At 56.2% G+C, this 18,192-nt stretch carries 13 protein-coding genes; 6 read left to right on the top strand and 7 right to left on the bottom strand.

Annotation, left to right across the window (positions count from 1 at the left end):
* Positions 1-16: 16 nt before the first annotated feature.
* A complete protein-coding gene (ptsP, locus tag H1S06_RS06705; RefSeq protein ID WP_181738480.1) occupies positions 17-2,323 on the bottom strand; it encodes a phosphoenolpyruvate--protein phosphotransferase in 2,307 nt (768 codons plus the stop codon).
* Positions 2,324-2,466: 143 nt separating this feature from the next.
* Here ptsP and H1S06_RS06700 point away from each other — a divergent pair, with 143 nt between their 5' ends.
* Together H1S06_RS06700 and H1S06_RS06695 are read left to right on the top strand one after the other, a co-directional pair.
* Entirely contained in the window at positions 2,467-5,007 is a 2,541-nt protein-coding gene (locus H1S06_RS06700; RefSeq protein ID WP_181738479.1) for an EAL domain-containing protein, read from the top strand.
* Between the two features lie 12 nt (positions 5,008-5,019).
* Positions 5,020-5,244: a hypothetical protein gene (locus H1S06_RS06695; protein ID WP_181738477.1), complete on the top strand. Its 225-nt coding sequence runs from the start codon at positions 5,020-5,022 to the stop codon at positions 5,242-5,244.
* A gap of 72 nt (positions 5,245-5,316) precedes the next feature.
* Here the strand turns inward: H1S06_RS06695 and H1S06_RS06690 are convergent, their stop codons facing one another.
* The gene (locus H1S06_RS06690; RefSeq protein WP_181738475.1) at positions 5,317-5,889 is read right to left on the bottom strand and encodes a TIGR04211 family SH3 domain-containing protein; all 573 of its coding nucleotides are present in this window, start codon (positions 5,887-5,889) and stop codon (positions 5,317-5,319) included.
* A 130-nt stretch (positions 5,890-6,019) separates the two neighbouring features.
* On the opposite strand from H1S06_RS06690, the gene H1S06_RS06685 reads away from it, so the two are divergent.
* Positions 6,020-6,838: a mechanosensitive ion channel family protein gene (locus H1S06_RS06685; protein WP_181738473.1), complete on the top strand. Its 819-nt coding sequence runs from the start codon at positions 6,020-6,022 to the stop codon at positions 6,836-6,838.
* Positions 6,839-6,840: 2 nt separating this feature from the next.
* Here the strand turns inward: H1S06_RS06685 and H1S06_RS06680 are convergent, their stop codons facing one another.
* The 4 genes from H1S06_RS06680 to H1S06_RS06665 form a co-directional block, all read right to left on the bottom strand.
* The gene (locus tag H1S06_RS06680) at positions 6,841-9,045 is read right to left on the bottom strand and encodes a sodium:solute symporter family protein (RefSeq protein ID WP_181738471.1); all 2,205 of its coding nucleotides are present in this window, start codon (positions 9,043-9,045) and stop codon (positions 6,841-6,843) included.
* Between the two features lie 31 nt (positions 9,046-9,076).
* A complete protein-coding gene (gene yidD / locus H1S06_RS06675; protein WP_181738468.1) occupies positions 9,077-9,361 on the bottom strand; it encodes a membrane protein insertion efficiency factor YidD in 285 nt (94 codons plus the stop codon).
* A 100-nt stretch (positions 9,362-9,461) separates the two neighbouring features.
* Positions 9,462-11,015 (bottom strand): malate dehydrogenase (quinone), encoded by a 1,554-nt coding sequence (gene mqo, locus H1S06_RS06670; RefSeq protein ID WP_181738466.1) that lies wholly within the window; start codon positions 11,013-11,015, stop codon positions 9,462-9,464.
* Positions 11,016-11,314: 299 nt separating this feature from the next.
* On the bottom strand, positions 11,315-12,703 hold the full coding sequence (locus H1S06_RS06665; RefSeq protein ID WP_181738464.1) for a PhoH family protein: 1,389 nt from the start codon (positions 12,701-12,703) through the stop codon (positions 11,315-11,317).
* 219 nt (positions 12,704-12,922) lie between these two features.
* Between H1S06_RS06665 and ppnN the strand changes: the two genes are divergently transcribed.
* Positions 12,923-14,308 (top strand): nucleotide 5'-monophosphate nucleosidase PpnN, encoded by a 1,386-nt coding sequence (gene ppnN, locus H1S06_RS06660; protein ID WP_181738462.1) that lies wholly within the window; start codon positions 12,923-12,925, stop codon positions 14,306-14,308.
* Positions 14,309-14,310: 2 nt separating this feature from the next.
* Here ppnN and H1S06_RS06655 read toward each other — a convergent pair whose 3' ends face one another.
* Positions 14,311-16,668: a proline dehydrogenase family protein gene (locus tag H1S06_RS06655; protein WP_181738460.1), complete on the bottom strand. Its 2,358-nt coding sequence runs from the start codon at positions 16,666-16,668 to the stop codon at positions 14,311-14,313.
* Positions 16,669-16,834: 166 nt separating this feature from the next.
* Between H1S06_RS06655 and H1S06_RS06650 the strand changes: the two genes are divergently transcribed.
* Positions 16,835-17,767 (top strand): M23 family metallopeptidase, encoded by a 933-nt coding sequence (locus H1S06_RS06650; protein WP_181738458.1) that lies wholly within the window; start codon positions 16,835-16,837, stop codon positions 17,765-17,767.
* Positions 17,716-18,192 (top strand): bactofilin family protein, encoded by a 477-nt coding sequence (locus H1S06_RS06645; RefSeq protein WP_328515321.1) that lies wholly within the window; start codon positions 17,716-17,718, stop codon positions 18,190-18,192. Before H1S06_RS06650 ends, H1S06_RS06645 begins: the two co-directional genes overlap by 52 nt.

Raw genomic sequence — 18,192 nt, 5'->3', positions numbered from 1 at the left:
GCGTGCTAGGGGGCATTCAGTGAGTCGCCCCGGAAGCCGTGTCACCCGGCAGGCTGGGGCGGCTGTCCCGTCCCCAGCCTGCCTCTGCCAGTACCGGTGCCAGCAGAGCACGTACTTCCGTTTCACTGTTGCACTGGCGGGTTTGTTCCAGCAGCGATAGCAGTGTTTCCCGGTTGATGGAGCGGATCAGCAGCTTGATTCGCGGAATGTTGTAGGCACTCAGGCTCAGGCAGCGGTACCCCATGGCGACCAGCAACAGGACAGCCGCCGGGTCCGAGGCCATTTCGCCACAGAGTGAGACCGGCAATCCAAGCGCTTCGCACTGCCGATGGATCTGTTCCAAGGCAACCAGAACGGCCGGGTGCAGATGGTCGAACAGGCCTGAAACACGCGGGTTGTTGCGATCAACGGCCAACAGGTATTGGGTCAGGTCGTTGGAGCCGATGGAGACAAAGTCGATATAGGGGGTCAGTCGCGGCAGCAACAGCATGGCTGAGGGTACCTCGATCATCATACCGATTGCAGGCATGCGGACTTCATGGCCTTCACGGTTCAGTGCATCCACGGCCTTTTCCACGTAGCGACGGAAACTTTGTATTTCGTCTATGCGGCTGATCATGGGGACCAGCAGGCGCAGGTTGCCATGCTCGATATCGGCCCTCAGCATGGCGCGCACCTGGCTGATCAGTAACTGAGCGTTGTCCAGGCTGAAGCGAATACCGCGCCAGCCCAAATAGGGGTTGGTTTCACTGATATCGAAATATGGCAGTTGCTTGTCGCCCCCGATATCCAGAGTACGCATGTTGACCGGGCGTGGCGCATAGGCTTGCAGGACCTTGCGGTACAAGGTGTATTGTTCCTGTTCGGTCGGAAAGTTTTCGTGGATCATGAAGGGAATTTCGGAGCGATACAGCCCCACGCCTTCGGCTCCACGCAACAGGCCGGGGGTTGCATCGGCGAGCAGACCTGTGTTGGTCAGCAGGCTGACGGTGAAGCCGTCACGGGTGATGGCCGGCTGGTTGCGCAGGCGCTCCAGGCCCTGCATGAAACGTTGCTCGTCATCAATCATGCGCTGATATTCAGCCAACAGTGCGGCCGGCGGGTTCAGGACGCATTCGGCACGGTGGCCATCGGCGATCAGAGTGGCTCCCTTGTGTTGTTCGGGCTCAAACTGTTCGACCCCCATCACGGCAGGGATACCCAGTGCGTTGGCAAGAATGGCAGTGTGTGACAGGGTTGAGCCCTGAGTACAGATGATGCCGTGAATCTGGTGCAGTGGGAACTCGGCCAGATCGGCAATGCTGATCAGTTCGCCGGTCAGAATCAGGGCTTCGTCCGGCGCTTCCGTGGAGGGGCGCTCGCGGGACAGAAGCTGATTCAGGATACGCTGGCCGATATTGCAGATATCTTCCGCTCGTGCTTTCAGGTAAGGATCATCGGCCTGCAGGAACTGTTCCGCCATGGCATCAATGGTTTGCTTCAGTGCCCAGGGAGCGTTGTCCCCAGCGTCGATGCGCGCCAAAATCTGCTGGCTCAGTTCAGGACTTTGCAGCATCATTTGATAGACGTTGAACAGGGCGTTGAGGTCGCTGGGCAAGTGTTGCCCCAGGTGACCAGACCCCGATTCCAGCTCTTCGCTGACAGCGGCTAGCGCTTCGGAGATGGCGTTTTTTTCGGCTTCCGCTTCGGAAGTGCAGGCTGCTTTTACCTGGTCCAGCGACAGGTGAGGGCGGACCAGACGCAATTTCCCCATACCCAGTCCGGGTGCACCCTTGAGGCCGGGGAAGCGGCGGTAGCCCTGGCGAGGATTGCGTTTTTTGTACCACTCACCCTTGCTTTGCAGCTGGGCCAGAGTGCCGGCCAGTTGGGACGCTACGGTGATCAGGAAGGCTTCCGCTTCCTGCGGGAAAGGCTGGCGTTCTTTCCCCTGAATGACCAGCACGCCGATCAATTTGCGCAGATGCAGCAGCGGCACGCCCAGGAAACGGTAATAGGGCATTTCATGGGTTTCGGGGATGAAGACAAAACGGTCATCGGCCGGCGCATTGCCCAGGTTCAGGGTGCTGAGTGAGGAAGCAATATGGCCGACCAGGCCTTCATCCAGTTTCAACTTGGCCTTACCGACAGCGCGTGGTGAGAGACCCTCGGTGGCGGCCAGAATCAGATGCTTAAAGTCAGGCGTACACAGATAGAGGCTGCATACGTCGACCTGCATCAATTCCCGCAAACTCTGAACGATATTGCTCATGACTGCCTTGGGGTCGCCGGTGCGGGCAATCTGTTCAACAATGGATGTCAAAGCGTTGAGGGGTGATTGATGCATGACTGTGGTTCCGAGTTGAGCGGGGTGTAATGCCTGATGCTGGCACACTGGCAGCAGCAGGGCAATGCCTCTATTGCAGTAATCTTACCATTGGCTGACCCTGATCCACCTGGAAGCCGGGACAGTTATGCTAATCTGCCAGCATGAATAATACTCCAAGGCAACAAACAGCACTTAAAGTTGCAGATATCTGCCAGTCCAGCCTGATCAGTGTCGAGCCGGGCACGTCCCTGTCTTGCGCTATTGAACTGATGATCCAGCACCATGTGGGGTCGGTGCTGGTGAAGGAGCAGGGGCAGGTGCTGGGTATTATCACCCGTCGGCAGATCATGGGTATGGTACTGACCCAGGCCGGAGAGGGGCTGGTGACGCGCCAGATGCCACGAGCCCTGCCGCATGTAAGTGGCGATCTGGAACTGGACGAGCTGGGCTTTGAACTGACCGGCATGAGGGCGACGCATGCGTTGGTATTTGAAGGCTCGGGGCGGTGTCTGGGCATCGTCAGTCAAAGTGATGTGGTGACCCATCAGGGTCTGGAACATGATCTGTTTCCTCGCCTGCTGCGCTCGGTAACACATTTTGACGTCGTGAGACTGTCTGAATCCTGTACCTTTCGGCATGCCCTGGAGCGCATGTATGACGCCAACTATTCGGCCGTGCTGGTGGGAGATGAGGCGAGGGGGTGGCGCATCATGACGGAAACGGATGTCGTGCGGGTGCTGACAGAGGAAACCGATCATGATGTGTCCTTGAAGTCGCTGGGTTTGCCTGAGCTGATTGCGGTCGAGGATGACATGAGTCTGTTTGAGGTGCGGCGCTGGTTCAGGCGGCACAGGTTTCGTCATATCGGAGTCAGGGATCAGGCGGGCCGGGTGATTGGCCTGGCCTCGTATGCTGACATCTTGCGCAGCGTCGAGCGGGATTACAGCTATCGTCTACGTGCCTTGTTGAACGACCAGAGCAGTGCACTAGAACAGTCGCGGCATAACCTTAAGCTGATCGAGCGGGTAGTGAATGCCTCGCGAGAGGGGGTTGTGATAACCGATGCGAGAGGGCGCATTCTGAGCGTGAACCCTGCTTTCACCGCCATCACTGGCTATAGCACTGCCGAAGCGGTTGGTAATAAGCCGAGCATGCTCAGCTCAGGCCTGCATGATACCCGGTTTTATCAGCTGCTTTGGAGCGTGTTGGCGCTGGAAGGGTGCTGGCAGGGCGAGATCTGGAATCGGCGCAAGGACGGCACGGTTTACCCTGAATGGCTCAGTATCACGGCGATCAAGGATGATCATGGAGAGGTGTGCCAGTATGCGGCCATTTTTCATGACCTGACCGAGATGAAGCGCTCTCAGGCGCAGATGCAACAGCTGTCCTGGTTTGATCCGCTGACCGGCCTGGCCAATCGTCGCCTGTTCGAGGACCGCTTGCGCCTGGCGTACAACTATTGCCGCGAACAGCAACAGGTGATGGCACTGCTGGCATTGGATATCGATCTGTTCAAACAGATCAACGACCGCTTCGGTCACAGTGGCGGTGATCGGCTGCTGGAGCAGATGGCAACACGGATTGAGACCGTGTTGGCGGGGCGTGGCACTGCGGCACGCCCTGCGGGTGACGAGTTCTATATCATTCTGACTGATACGAGTGATGAGTCAAGGTTGACGGACTTTCTGGATGAGTTGACGTGTGCATTGGCCGTACCCTTTTGGCTGGGGCGAGAGGAGGTTTGGGTACTGGTCAGTATGGGAGTCGCGATGGCGCCAATCGATGCTGATTCGGGAGAGGCTTTGATCCGTTGTGCCGAGATTGCCCTGCAGCATTCGAAAGAGCAGGGGCGTAATACGATCTGCTTTTTTACGCCGGAGCAGCACGGAGCCACGCTGAGTCGATACCGTTTGGCCGGTCTGTTGCATCAGGCGCTGGACAACCAAGAGTTCAGCCTGGTGTATCAGCCGCAAGTGGCCATCGACAGTGGCGATCTGTTGGGCGTCGAGGCCTTGCTACGCTGGTATAATCCGCAACTTGGACAGGTGTCGCCCGAGGTATTTATTCCGGTGGCGGAAGATGCTGGCCTGATCGAAGCAGTCGGTTCCTGGGTGCTGGAGCGCGCAATTGCAGAAGCGGCGTCCTGGGCGACTCGGGGGCTGCTCTTGAAGTTGTCGGTGAACTTTTCAGCGCGTCAATTTCAGCGCGGACAGGTAGCAGGTCAGGTGCTGGAATTGCTGGAACAGTATCAACTGCCAGGCGAGCAACTGGTGGTCGAGTTGACCGAAAGCTGTTTCATGCACAGTACCGATGCGACCGAGCGTGAATTGGTCAGTCTCCGGCAGCAGGGCGTGCGGGTTGCGATTGATGATTTCGGTACCGGTTATTCCAGTCTGGGTTATATTCGGAATATGTCACTAGACATGATCAAAATCGATCGTAGTTTTATCAGCCAGCTTGATGAAACACAAACCAGTGGTCGCCTGGTCAAGGCCATCATCGATATGGCGCATGCCATGGCGCTTGACGTGATTGCCGAGGGCGTTGAAACCGAACAGGACCTCAAGGTGCTGCAACGACTTGGCTGTGACCAGGCGCAGGGATACCATATCGCCCGTCCCATGTCGTCGGCCGAGCTGGCAGTCTGGGTCGAAGGTTATGCCGCTGGTCGGGGGCATGATATTGATACACCGAAGCAGTAGGTGGAGTGAAGGTTGAAGAGTTATATTTTTGCGACGGATAACGACCGTGGAGGTGTTATTCTGTGTGATATCGAGACGCTGGAAGAGGCGGTGGAGTATCTGCAGCAGCGTTTCAACGGTGTAGTCAGGGTTGAGCAGGGGCGTCGATACTGGGCTCAGGATGAGGGCTATGCCGAGCTTGCGCCACCCGACCCTGATACCCCCGCAGAGCTTGAATTCCGGGCCGCCGAAGGCTAAGAAATATTGATCTTCGGCGGAGCCGTATATTCAGTCAGTTTAATGCCTGAGCCAAGGCGAAAGGGGCGACAATCAGAACCAGTCGTCACTGCGTTTTCGCTTGCGTGGCAAGTGCGGCACGATCAGGCCCAGTAAGACGCCACCAAATGCAATAAGACCGCCATACGTAAGCCAGCGCATCAGATTACTCTGATCCATATTGTTGATTTGCGATTGGAGATCGCGGATTTCCGTGTTCAGTGATCGGATCTGATCGGTATAGGTGCTGCTTTCCTGCTGCAGCTGAGTCAGGCTGCTGTTCAGCTTTTCGATGGTGTCGGCCTGCTCGCTGATAGTGGTGCGGCTTTGCTCCAACGCTTCTTCCAGTTTGGGCAGCTCGATCAGCTTGCTGTCGCCTGACCTGACCAAATCTCCGGGCAGCCAGCCGGTGCGTCCTCCTGACGTACGGATCTGGACGTACTCGGTTTCGTTATTGCGGCCCAGAATTTGGATGGACTCGCCACTGTTGATGCGCCCGGTAATACGGTACTGGTTACTGGGACCGCTATGAAAGAAAACATGGGCATCATCCGAGATATGCCCTTTCTCGGCCAGGACCGGGGCGGAGGCGCAGAGGAGTGCGCCGAGTAATAAAACTTTTTTCATACTGATTCCAACGACTGAAGCAACAAACGCATGATTTTACACCACAAACACTTTATCGTTTAGGAGCTGTCCCGAATCTGAATGGCAGCCGAACTGATATTTCTATTTCCACACTCAAAGGGGAATTTACATGGAGTCTTTCTCTCAAGAATATATTCTGCCCTGGGCGATCAATATTGCCACGGCAATCGCGATCTTCGTGATCGGTCGTTGGGTAGTCAAGCTGCTGATGAAGGTGCTTGAGAGTCTTCTGCATAAAACCAAAATGGACACCATGCTGGTCAATTTTGTCAGTTCAATTGCGAACGCATTGTTACTGCTGTTTGTTGTCATCGCTGCGTTGGGACAACTGGGTGTTGATACAACTTCGCTGATTGCCTTGATCGGTGCAGCAGGCCTGGCCATTGGCCTGTCTCTGCAGGATTCGCTGAAAAACTTTGCTGCCGGTGTCATGTTGATCGTATTCCGTCCGTTCCGCGAAGGTGACTTCGTCGAGGCCGGAGGTGTGAGCGGTATTGTCGAGAGTATCACCATTTTTAACTCGGTGTTTCGTACCGGCGACAATCGTGAAATCATCCTGCCCAACGGTAAAATCTACAGCGACAAGATCGTGAACTACTCCAAGCGTGAAACACGCCGTGTCGATATGGTTTTTGGCATTGGCTACAACGATGACTTGCTGAAGGCCAAGCGTATTCTGCAGGAAATCCTTGAACAGGATGAGCGTGTGCTGGCCGAGCCGGAGCCTAGTGTTCGAGTTGCTGAACTGGCCGACAGTAGTGTGAACTTCAACGTGCGTCCCTGGGTGAAGAATGGCGATTACTGGCCTGTGCTTTGGGATACCACCGAGAAGGTCAAACTGGAGTTTGATCGTCAGGGTATCAGTATCCCGTACCCGCAGATGGATGTGCATGTGCACAAGCAGCCGGATACAGACGCCAAGGGCTGAATCTAGGTATGCGGCTCGGCCGGGGTGTCATTCGGATCCTCCGTGCTGACAAGCTGCCGGCGCAGCGCTTCGTTCTCGTGACGCAAGCGCTGCGCCTCTACTCGATAGTTGAAAATTTCCTCGTACTGGCACTCCAGTTTGGTTTCCAGCTGTTCAATTTCATTATCCCGTCTGCCAATCTTCAGCTGCAGCTGTTCTATCTGGCTTTGCAGGTCACCGAGCATGTCAAGGCCGCGGGTCTGAGGTTCCTGAGGTCGATCAGGGTGAAAGCGGTGAGAGCTTTGCAGCTCGCTCACGATATGGCTGTATAACGCCGTCAAGTCGGCACGCTCTCGGTCGGTGTAGCGAATATTGTCCTCAATTGCGGTATGGGCGCTTGCAGCACCGATTGCGCCGGCCAGCGTTTGCTCCAGCATGCGGTGGAACTCCATCAGCTCGACAATCGAGATATGGCTTTTGTCATAGACTTGCAGGTCCTCAGCAATTCGGTTGACGCTGTTCTGAGCTTTTTCATCACCAAGATAGCGGCGCAGCAGCTGTTCGGCTTCAACCAGTTTGGGAGCCAGCTCGATATAAGCATTGAGGCCTGTCGGGCGGGCTTTTTCCTGAGTGCGCAGCGCACGCGTGGTATATAGAAACTCGGTGGTCAGGGTGCGTTCCTGCTTCTGTGGATTGTAAAACCACGAGCCTAGCAGGTAGGCTAGTGTGTTCAGCAGAAGAGACCAGAAGACAGCATGAGGAATCTTGGGCCAATCACTGCCGAAGAGTTTCAGAGGTGATAACCAGTGTAGGCCCAGAGGGCCTTGTTCCAGCAGGCTCATCGCCAGCCACCCTTCTTCAACCCAGGCTGGAATGATCAGTGTCCAGGTCCAGACAGCAAAACCGATCAGAAGCCCCAGCATGGCGCCCAGGCTGTTGCCGCGGCTCCAGAACAGGCCAATAAAGGCGGCAGGCGCAAACTGCAGTACCGCAACAAAGGAGATCATGCCGACCGATACCAGCATGTAGGTGTCGCTGAGCAGACGGGCCAGCAGCAGGCTGCCGAACAGAATGCAGGCTACCAGTACCCAGCGGATTTGCAGCAGCCAGGTGCGCATCCAGGCCAGTTGTTGGAACCGCTCGCAGATGGGGAGCAACAAGTGGTTGGATACCATGGTGGCCAATGTCACGGTGGTGATAATCACCATGCCGCTTGCGGCTGCAAAACCGCCCAGGAACGAGAGCAGGGTCAGGTAGGGTTGGTCGAGAGCCTGAGGTACAAGGAGCATAAAGAAGTCGGCATTGTGCAGTGGCAGGTTAAGCAGGTTGCCGGCTGCCGCGATGGGCACGACGAACATTACGATGAGCAGGGTGTAGAGGGGAAAGACCCAGAGCGCCCGTTTCATGTGGCCGGGGGATACATTTTCCACCACGCTGACGTGGAACTGACGTGGCAACAGCTGAATGCCGACAAAACTCAGTACGATGAGGGTGAGCCAGTGGAGGCCGCTATCGTCGCCCCCCAAGCTGATGAGGTGGCTCAGGTTGTTCTGCTGGATCGTACGATAGATATCGCCGGGGCCGTCGAAAAAATGGTAGCTGATGAACAGGCCGACGGCCAGGTACGCCAGCAATTTGAGGATGCAGTCGGCCACCAGAGCAAGGATCATGCCCTGATGGCGCTCAGTAGGGTCCAGGCGGCGTATGCCAAACATGATGGTAAACAGGGTCATCAGAAGAGTGATGAGCAGCCCGGATGTGCTCCAGTGAATATGTTCTGCCCCTTCGTGAGTAATCAGGCGCAGCGACCGTATGACGGCTTCCAGCTGCAGGCTGATGTAGGGCAGCAGACCGAAAACGGCAATCAGGGTCACCAGGCCGGCGATGCCTTGAGAGCGGCGGTAGCGTGTCGATATGAAATCGGCAATGCTGGTGATATGAAAGGTCTCCTTGACGGCAATCATGCGCCGGATGGTGAATTGCCAAAAAAACAGGGATAGCAGAGCGCCAACATAAATGCCCAGATACAGCAGCCCCGAGCGGGTTGCGAAGCCGATACTGCCGTAAAATGTCCAAGTCGTGAAATACACGCACAGTGACAGCGCGTAGACGGTGGCCGAATTGACCGGGCGCCCCCGGCGGGTGCGGTGCTCCCCCCATTGTGCGAGCCCGAACAGAAGGCCGATATACAGGGTGATGATCAGCAGAACACTCAGGGGTGAGAACATCGGTACACCTCAACTTCAGGATAGCGGTGGTCTATTCAGTGTAGTCGTTGGTCTGTGGCTGGTGTGGCTGGCAGTGGGAGCCGTCATGGGGTGGCGGTACAGGGTCGAAACCGCCCTCGGAATAAGGGTGGCAACGACATATGCGGCGCGTCCCCAAGTACAGCCCCTTGAGAATACCCTGGGTTTGTATGGCCTCGATCATGTAGCTGGAACAGCTGGGGTAGAATCGGCAGTTGTTGCCGAGGAAAGGACTGATGGCAATCTGATACAGGCGTACCAGCAATATCAGTAATCGTGTGAGCAGGCGCTTGACCATGTGTAACTCCCGAAACCATCTTTGCAGATGATAGCCCCTGGTGACATGACTGGCCAGTGACGGGAGGCGGTCGGGTGCCAAAAGGCACCCGACGATGGAATCAGGCCTGGCGATCCAGCTCCAGAACGGAAAGCGTTCGGGCGCGGACGCGGTTCAGCAGCTCGGCATCCTCGATCATGCTCTGGCCATAGGATGGGACCAGTTCGCGAATCTTCTGCTGCCAGCTGTCTTCCTGCAAGCGTTCGCCGAAGCAGCTCTCAACGATGCTTAGCATGGCGCTGACCGCAGTTGAGGCACCCGGAGATGCACCCAGCAGTGCTGCCAGACTACCATCCTGCGCGGTGATGACTTCGGTGCCGAATTCCAGTTTGCCAGCGGTCTCGGTACCAGGCTTGATGATCTGTACGCGCTGTCCGGCGTAGGAAAGTTCCCAGTCTTCATCCTTGGCTTCAGGGAAGAAGTTGCGCAGGGAGTCCACGCGTGCGGAGTGAGATTGCATCACTTCGCTGATCAGATAGCGGGTGAGGTCCATGTTGTTCTTGGCGACGGATAGCATCGGCTTCAGGTTCCCCGGACGGATACTGCATGGCAGGTCCATGAAGGAACCCTGCTTGAGGAACTTGGTGGTGAAACCGGCAAAAGGACCAAACAGCAGTGCCTTCTGGCCATCGATCACGCGGGTGTCGAGGTGAGGAACGGACATGGGGGGGGCTCCGATGGGAGCCATGCCGTAGACCTTGGCCTGGTGCTGTTCGATGATTTCGGGACGCTTGCACACCAGCCACATGCCGCTTACCGGGAAGCCACCGTACCCCTTGCCTTCCGGGATGTCCGCTTTCTGCAGCAAAGGCAGAGCGCCACCACCGGCACCCAGGAATACGAAGCGACTGTTGATGTACTCAGTACCACCCTTCTCGGTGTTCTTCAGTTTGACGTTCCAGCTGCCGTCAGACTGTTGATCAAGATCGTCAACAATACGGCTCAGCAGCAACTCGAAGTTGTCCTGCTGCTCCAGATTCATCACCATGCAGCGTGCCAGTGCACCGAAGTTGACATCGGAGCCGTAGCGCACACGGGTGCCCGCAACCTTATCGGTCGGAGCACGGTCTTTCATGACCAGTGGCATCCACTCGCGCAGGGTGTCATGGTCTTCGCTGTATTCCATGTCCTTGAAGCAGTGGTGCTGGCTGAGGGTTTCGTATCGTTTGCGCAGGAACTCGACATTTTTCTCGCCCCAAACAAAACTGGAGTGCGGTGTCGGGTTGATGAATTCCTGAGGGGCCGGCAGGTTACCCTGTTCGACCAGGTATGACCAAAACTGCAGGCTGACCTCAAAAGATGTGTTGATTGCGAAAGCCTTGTTGGTGTTGATGCTGCCGTCGGCCTGTTCGGGGGTGTAGTTCAGTTCACAGTAGGCTGCATGTCCGGTGCCGGCGTTGTTCCAGCCGTCGGTACTTTCGCGGGCAACATGATCGAGACGTTCGACCATGCAAATCTTAAGGCTCGGGTCCAGCTGCTTGAGTATCATCCCAAGGGTGGTACTCATCGCGCCTGCGCCGACTAGCAGCACATCTACGGTTTTAGTGGTCATATGAGTTCGCCATTTGATCGTAAACAATGGAGTTGGAAGCGCCGGAAAAACAGCTTTTGGCATACCCGCCATGCCAGGGTCGACATCACCTGGTCGGGTTTCCGAGCTTCACTGCCGTCGTCATCCCACGATTGAGGGGGTGTGCTGGGCAGATTGATTATTTACGCTTAATACTTAGGTGCGATGCATTATATGCAACTGTTTTCAGAATAAAACTCGAAGTGTCGACAAAGATTGCGCGAAGGTTCTGCCGGAATGGCTGTATCCCGCATGTCCCGTGCGCTGGGGTGAAATTTTAGACTTTGGTCTGCAGAAATGAAAAGCATTGTTGCAGTGGGCAGGAGCCCACTGCAACAAAGGCATTACAGGTGTTCTTCGGCGTATTCGGCCAGGCGGGAGCGGAAAATGCCTTCAAAGTGGACGCTGGCAGAGCCTTCGAAATTCCTGAAGCGCTCGACAATGTAGGTCAGACCCGATGTCAGGGGCGTCAGGTAATTGGAGTCGATCTGAGCCAGGTTGCCCAGGCAAACCATCTTGGTTCCCTTGCCGCAACGGGTGATGATGGTCTTGAGCTGCTGGGGGGTCAGGTTTTGAGCCTCGTCGATCAAGACAATGGCATTCTGAATGCTGCGACCACGAATGAAGTTGAGCGACTTGAACTGGATATTGGCTTTCTCCAGTGCGTATTTGACGCTGCTCTGCGGCCGTTCATCCTGTTCGTGCATGGCTTCGAGGTTGTCATTGATGGAGCTCATCCAGGGCGTCATTTTCTCTTCTTCAGAGCCTGGGAGAAAACCGATATCTTCGGCTACGGGGGGGGTTGATCGGGTCACGATGATTTTATTGAAGCGTTGCTCCTCAATGACCATCTCCAGCGCACAGGCCAGTGCAATCAAGGTCTTGCCTGACCCTGCTGCTCCCAGCAGGATGCTGAGATCCAGTTCGGGGTCCATCAATGACTGCATGGCGAACGCCTGTTGCAGGTTGATCGGCTGAATCCCCCAACACACTTGATCCATCAGGTGCTCGTAACCCAGATCCAGCAGAGTGACACTGGTTTCATCCAGGGCAACCGTGCGGGCGGAAAAGTCCTTGCTGTCGTCGTAAACGTATTCATTCAGATAAGTATTGGGCAGCAGGTTGCGATCGACCTTGTGGTAGGTCCGTCCGTCCCGTTGAAAACTGTTGACCTTGTCGACTCCTTCCCAGAAGGGGGCATCCAGGTGGTGGTGTCCGGCCGGCAGCATTTCGATATCGGATACCAGCTGATCGGTACGGTAGTCCTCAACCCGCTGCAGCCCGGCACCCAGCGCCTTGAGGCGCATGTTGATGTCCTTGGTCACCAGAATGATCTGGCGATGCGGAAAGGTGGCCTGCAGGTGCAGGGCACAGTTGATGATGCGGTTGTCCTTGTTGCTATCGTCGGGGAGGAAACCCTGTCGGCTGGTCAATTCATGGTCGGGGAAAATGGAGAGTTTGCCCAGTTTCTGTTCGCGCTCCTTGCCTTCCAGCAGAATGCGTACGCCCTTGGTTATATGGCTGGCATTGCTGGCGGTGGAGAGGATGTTATCGATGACTCTGATGGCATGCCGGGCTTCCGCGGCCACGTTTTGCTTGCGATCCTTGATCGAGTCCAGCTCCTCCAGCACTGTCATGGGGATAGTGATGTCCTGTTCCTTGAACTGAAACAGACACTTGGGGTCGTGCAGCAGCACGTTGGTGTCGAGGATATACAGTTTTGATGCAGACATCGAACAGCTTCCTTGTACAGCGATTTAATGTCTTCAAGCTAATCCATGGCTGCGGTAATTACAATTGCCAGGGTGGGGGTTTCCACCCCGGTGTCCGATTTTGCCGGTTGTCATCTCGATGTCACGCGTCGGTAGTAAATCTGGATAACAAGGTTCATAGTTAAATAGACACGTAAGTTCATGTAGTTAGCTGTATCTGCAAGGAACAAGGAGGTCAGCATGATGACCGAGCATTACATTACGTCCAGCGTTACGCCGCTGGATAATCTCGATGTCCTGTCGCCGTATGAAGTGGCACGCCTGCAGGATAAAAGTCATGGTGGGTTGTATAACCTGTTTCGTCAGTGTGCTCTGGCGGTATTGAACTGTGGCAGTCAGTTGGACAGCACGCGCATGGTGCTGAATCGTTTTCGCGCCTTTGATATTCGCATCAGTCACAAGCATCGGGGTGTTCAGCTGGATCTGATCAATGCGCCGGCGACCGCATTTGTTGATGGAGAATTGATCCAGGGGATCAACGAGCATCTGTTTTCAGTGCTCAGGGATTTGCTGTATGTGGCGGACAAGGTTGATGGCTGTTGTGAAGGATTGACGCCGTCCGGGGCGATTACCAATCAGGTGTTCAACATGTTGCGGCATGCGGATGCGTTGCGCCCACACGAAAAGCCCAACATGGTCGTGTGCTGGGGCGGTCATTCGATTGTGCATGAGGAGTATGAATATACCAAGCGGGTAGGATACGAGTTGGGCCTGCGTGGTATGGATATCTGCACCGGTTGCGGGCCGGGAGCGATGAAGGGGCCGATGAAGGGCGCAACCATCGCCCATGCGAAACAGCGTCTCTTTGATGGCCGCTATGTGGGGATCTCTGAGCCCGGCATCATTGCGGCTGAATCGCCAAACCCCATCGTCAATGAATTGATTATCATGCCGGATATCGAGCGCCGTCTGGAGGCGTTTGTACGCCTTGGACACGGTTTTGTGGTTTTTCCAGGGGGCGTCGGTACTGCGGAAGAGATTCTGTATATTCTGGGCATTCTGCTGCAGGAGTGTAATCAGGCTCAGCCGTTCCCGCTGATATTTACCGGGCCGGCCGGCAGTGAAGCGTATTTCGATACGGTGGACCGCTTTATTCGTGCAACGCTGGGAGAGCGTGCAGCGGCTTGCTATGAAATCATCATTGATGATCCTCATGGTGTCGCAACCCGGATGAAGGATGGCTTGGCCGAAGTGACCGCACATCGGCGGGCAACAGGCGAGTCTTATCACTTCAATTGGCAACTGCATATTCCGTTGATGTTACAGCAGACCTTTGAGCCGACACATACGGCCATGCGTGACCTCTGCCTGTCGCGTGAGCAGCCCGACCATGAACTGGCTGCCCAGTTGCGCTGTGCCCTGTCCGGCATTGTGGCGGGTAATGTCAAGGAGCCAGGCATTCGTGCCATTGAAGAGCACGGCCCCTTTGAGTTGCACGGCGAACCCGACGTGATTGAAGAGCTGGATTTGTTGTTACAGGCGTTTGTAGAGCAGCGCCGCATGAAGATCAATCATGAGGAATACGAGCCCTGCTTCCGTTTGGCAACGGCCAGCAGGGCCTCCTGATATCAGCGTCTGCGTGTGGTGGCCCGCTCGCGGACAAAAGCCATAAGGTAGTTGGGGCCTCCATAAAGGGGGCCCGTGCCTGAGAAGCCCGAGCTGCCCGCCGGGTGGATGCTGGCGGACGTATCCGACAGTGGGCAGTTGAGCAGCAGGCGGCTGGCTTGCAAATCCCTTTCGACTTCCTCGATCAACGCGGCGTTATGGGAATAAAGGCCACTGGCCTGCCCCGGACAGTAACGGTTGATCTCTACCAGTACGCGGGGCAAGTGTTCACGTTCGAAACGAATCAGGTGCAGCACCGGTCCGCTGATGGGAGCCGACAGTTCGTCCAGCGTGTACAACCGTAGCAGAGTGGGGGGTACGTAGTAGCCATGATTGTGCTGCTCCCCGAGTTCCAGTTGGGCGATCACACGCTCACGCAATCGAAAACGTTCTATATGCTCAAAACACAGCTCCATCTGATCGCGGCGGCTCAGAGGGCCGATATCGGTTTCCAGTTGTGTCGGGTCGCCCAGCAACAGTTGCTGCATGGCACTGGCCAGCTGCTGTTCGATTTCATCGGCAATGGAGGCTTCAATATACAGGGTGCCCAGTGTTGTACGCTGTTGTCCGGCATTGCCAAAGGCGCTGTGCAGTAAGGCGCGTATCTCCGGGGGGCTCAAGCGACGTGCGATAATTTGGGTGCCGGGCATGCTGCTGTGTGACAGCAGAGGAATGATGGGAGCACCGCGGCGGCTGCCAAGCAGCGCATTGACTTCAGCGGTGCGGCCTGGCGCCAGGAAGCAGGCTGCGCCGCTGATGCGGTAGTCTTCCAGGAGCCATTGTGAGACCCGTGCGTCGCCCGGCAGGACGGCGAGGACGCCGGACGGCAGCCCGGCTTCCAGAAGCAGCCCGAACGCCTGGCTGAGGCTGGCGACACAGCTCGAATCGGGGTGCAACAGGACAGTGTTGCCACTGACCAGTAGTGCCGCCAGTTGGCCGATAGCTGTGGCGAAGGGTTCGTTGTGATCGGTCAGGCATAGGTAGATGCCGCGTCCGTGCAGTTCCAACCGGTTGTCTTCGTTCTGATAGCCATGCAGCGTGCGGGGAGTAAGCTTGGTGTGAGCCTGATTGCAGTAGTAATAACACAGGTTGATGGCGGTGCGCAGGTCGGCCTGCGCATCACGGACGCTGAGCCCGGTTTCATGGATTGAGGTCGCAATCAGGGCATGCTGTTCCTGTTGCAGGCGTTCGGCCCAGGCTTGGATAATACCGGTACGCTGCTTGATGCCGGCCAGGTTCCAGGACTGCTGATTATCCTGTGCGGCTTCAATGGCCTGACGAACCTGCTCTTCCGTGGCGGGGTGCAGTTGCCCCAGTGTCTGCTCAACCTGCGCCGGGTTCAGGCGTTCTCGGGTCGTCTCATTAGACAGGCTGGCCCCGTTGATCAGGGGTTTGGCATCAAAGGCCTGCCGGCTGCGTTGTGCCAGTGCGTCGGTCAGGGCAGTATCAGTCAGAGTCTGTCCTGCCGGTGTGCCAACAACGTTACTGCGGATGGGCAGAAAAATATCCGAGGGGGCCGGTGGCGGTTCAAAGCGTTCGGGTGTCGGGTGATGAGACAACAGCGAAGCGTGTAAACTCTGGTTGTTGGGGCTCTGGAGGAAATACTGGCAAAGCTCATGGCTGATACGGCATTGCTCGGGGTCGGTTAGTACCGGGTAGCGTATATAGCCAGCCTGCTGTGCGTTCAGAATTTCTTCCGGTTCGGGCATTCCGCTGATGAGTTTGATCGGAATGCGGGTATTCAAGGAGCGGCCAAGATGCTCCAGCCAGCCGAGGGTCGGCAGTATACGCTTGCTGCTGGTATGGAGGCAGATGCCCAGGTGGCCCCAGTTGTCCAGATCGGGCCGGGCCAGACAGGCTGCCAGTATTTCCAGTGTGAGTTCCAGGGTCTCTTCGCCGGGAACGCGCAGGATCAGGTGATGGCGGTTTTCCCGTGCCGACAGGGCCAGGGCGTGCAGGCGATTGCAGACCCCTTCGCGAATAAGCTTTCGCTTCAGAGCTTCGTAACGGGGATGCAAGTCGGCGGGGTTGATCAGTAGGATGGACGGGCCGGGCTGCTCCAGGTGCTTCAGGTAGCGGTTGAAACACTGGTTTGCGGCTTCGGCCGTCAAGGGTTGTGTTTGTGCAAGGTCAATCAGCGCAAGTTCGTCCGGCTCGGTCTCGTGATGTCCCTGTAATGGCGGCAAATAGGGCTTGAGAGCTTGCCAACTGTCGGTCAGTGACTGACCGGGGAGTGCAAAGGACTGGCCGAGGCTTTTGGCCAGCTGCTGGCGGGACAGGAGTCGGTATTCGTCCGAGAAATAAATACTGAGCGGTAACATCCATCTACTCCGCTGGGTTGCTGAAATCCAGTGATCAGTCTAACGTAAAATCGACAGGGTGCCGTCAAACTTGTCAGCTTAACACGCATATCCCGAGTGATTTGTACATGGAGGTGTGCGTGCTAATCGCTTATAGTGGCTCCTTTTGATTTGCAGGGTATCTCTTTTGCGACGCAAGTTGATTCTGACGCTGACGACCCGCCACGGGTCACGGCAAATTTTTCTGCATCAGTTACTGGCCTACCTGCTGTTGACGTTTGTCTTGCTGTCGGGGCTCAGTTTTTTTGTTTCCAACTGGTTGCTGGTGAAAACGCATGATGATTTAAATGACCTGGAGCGTGATCATCAGGATCTGAGCGAACAGTATCAGCTGCTGTTGGGAACGCAGCAGTTGTATATATCCGAACTGGATGAGCTGGGCAGTTCGCTCTCAGATTTGAGTGCAGAGCGGGCACGTCTGGCAGAGGAAAATCAGGAGATCGGTGCAACGCTCAGCTCATTGGAAACGCGCCTGGGGCTGGTGCAGGCGCCCAAAGGGGTCAGCATGGAGCAGCGGCTGGAGATGACGCGCATGGCTGCGCGGCAACGTCTGTTCCTGTTGCACAGTATCCCCAATGGTGTGCCAGTGTCAGCCGAGAGGATCAATGACAGTTATGGCATGCGACGACACCCGGTACTGAAAACTCGCAAAATGCACAATGGCATGGATTTCAAGGCGGACAAGGGTACGCCTGTCTATGCCACGGCTGACGGTGTTGTCGAGTACGCCGGGTATCGCAAGGGCAGTGGTTTTGGCAACCTGGTGGTTTTGCAGCATAATTTCGGCTTTAAAACCTATTATGCGCACTTGCAGGAAGTGCAGGTCGAGAGCGGCACCTTCGTGCACAAGGGGCAGCAGGTGGCATTGAGTGGCAACAGCGGGCGCTCAACGGGGGCGCATCTGCATTACGAGGTGCGCTTCATGTATCAACCCCTGAACCCCGAGCCTTTCCTGCAGTGGGGGCTGGATAATTTTAATGCCCTGTTTACCGAAGTTGAGGAGGTGCCGTGGGAATCCTTAAGCGCGATGTATCCGCTAAATCAGGCCGGAACGCAGTAACCATTATTGCCCGCGGCAATCAGCTGACGGGGGACATGCGTGTGAGCGGCAAGGTACATGTGGATGGTGTCGTGGAAGGACACCTGGAAGCGGTCGATGACGTTTCGATCGGGCGGCATGGGGTGGTGCGTGGCAGCCTTGTTGCGCAGCATGTCAATGTCAGTGGGCTGCTGGAAGGTGATCTTGTCTGTGCATCGCTGCATATCGAGCGAGGCGGGCAGGTCAGGGGGCAGGTTTGCAGTGACAAGTTGAGTATCGATCCGCAGGGTTGTTTTCTGGGGGAGCGCCGCATGCAGCAGTCGCCTCCAAGGTTGGAGTACCGGCCGGAAGTGCCGGTACAAGGTGAGGGTTTGATCGAAGATCTGGAGCATACGCTCATTGATACCCTTCCGGATCGCATTACCCTGGGCCGCAAGGAGGATTGA

This window comes from Marinobacterium marinum (assembly GCF_013868415.1).
GTDB classification, from domain to species: Bacteria; Pseudomonadota; Gammaproteobacteria; order Pseudomonadales; family Balneatricaceae; genus Marinobacterium; species Marinobacterium marinum.
Note: the sequence above shows the minus strand (reverse complement) of the source record. Positions and strands in the feature narration are given on the sequence as shown.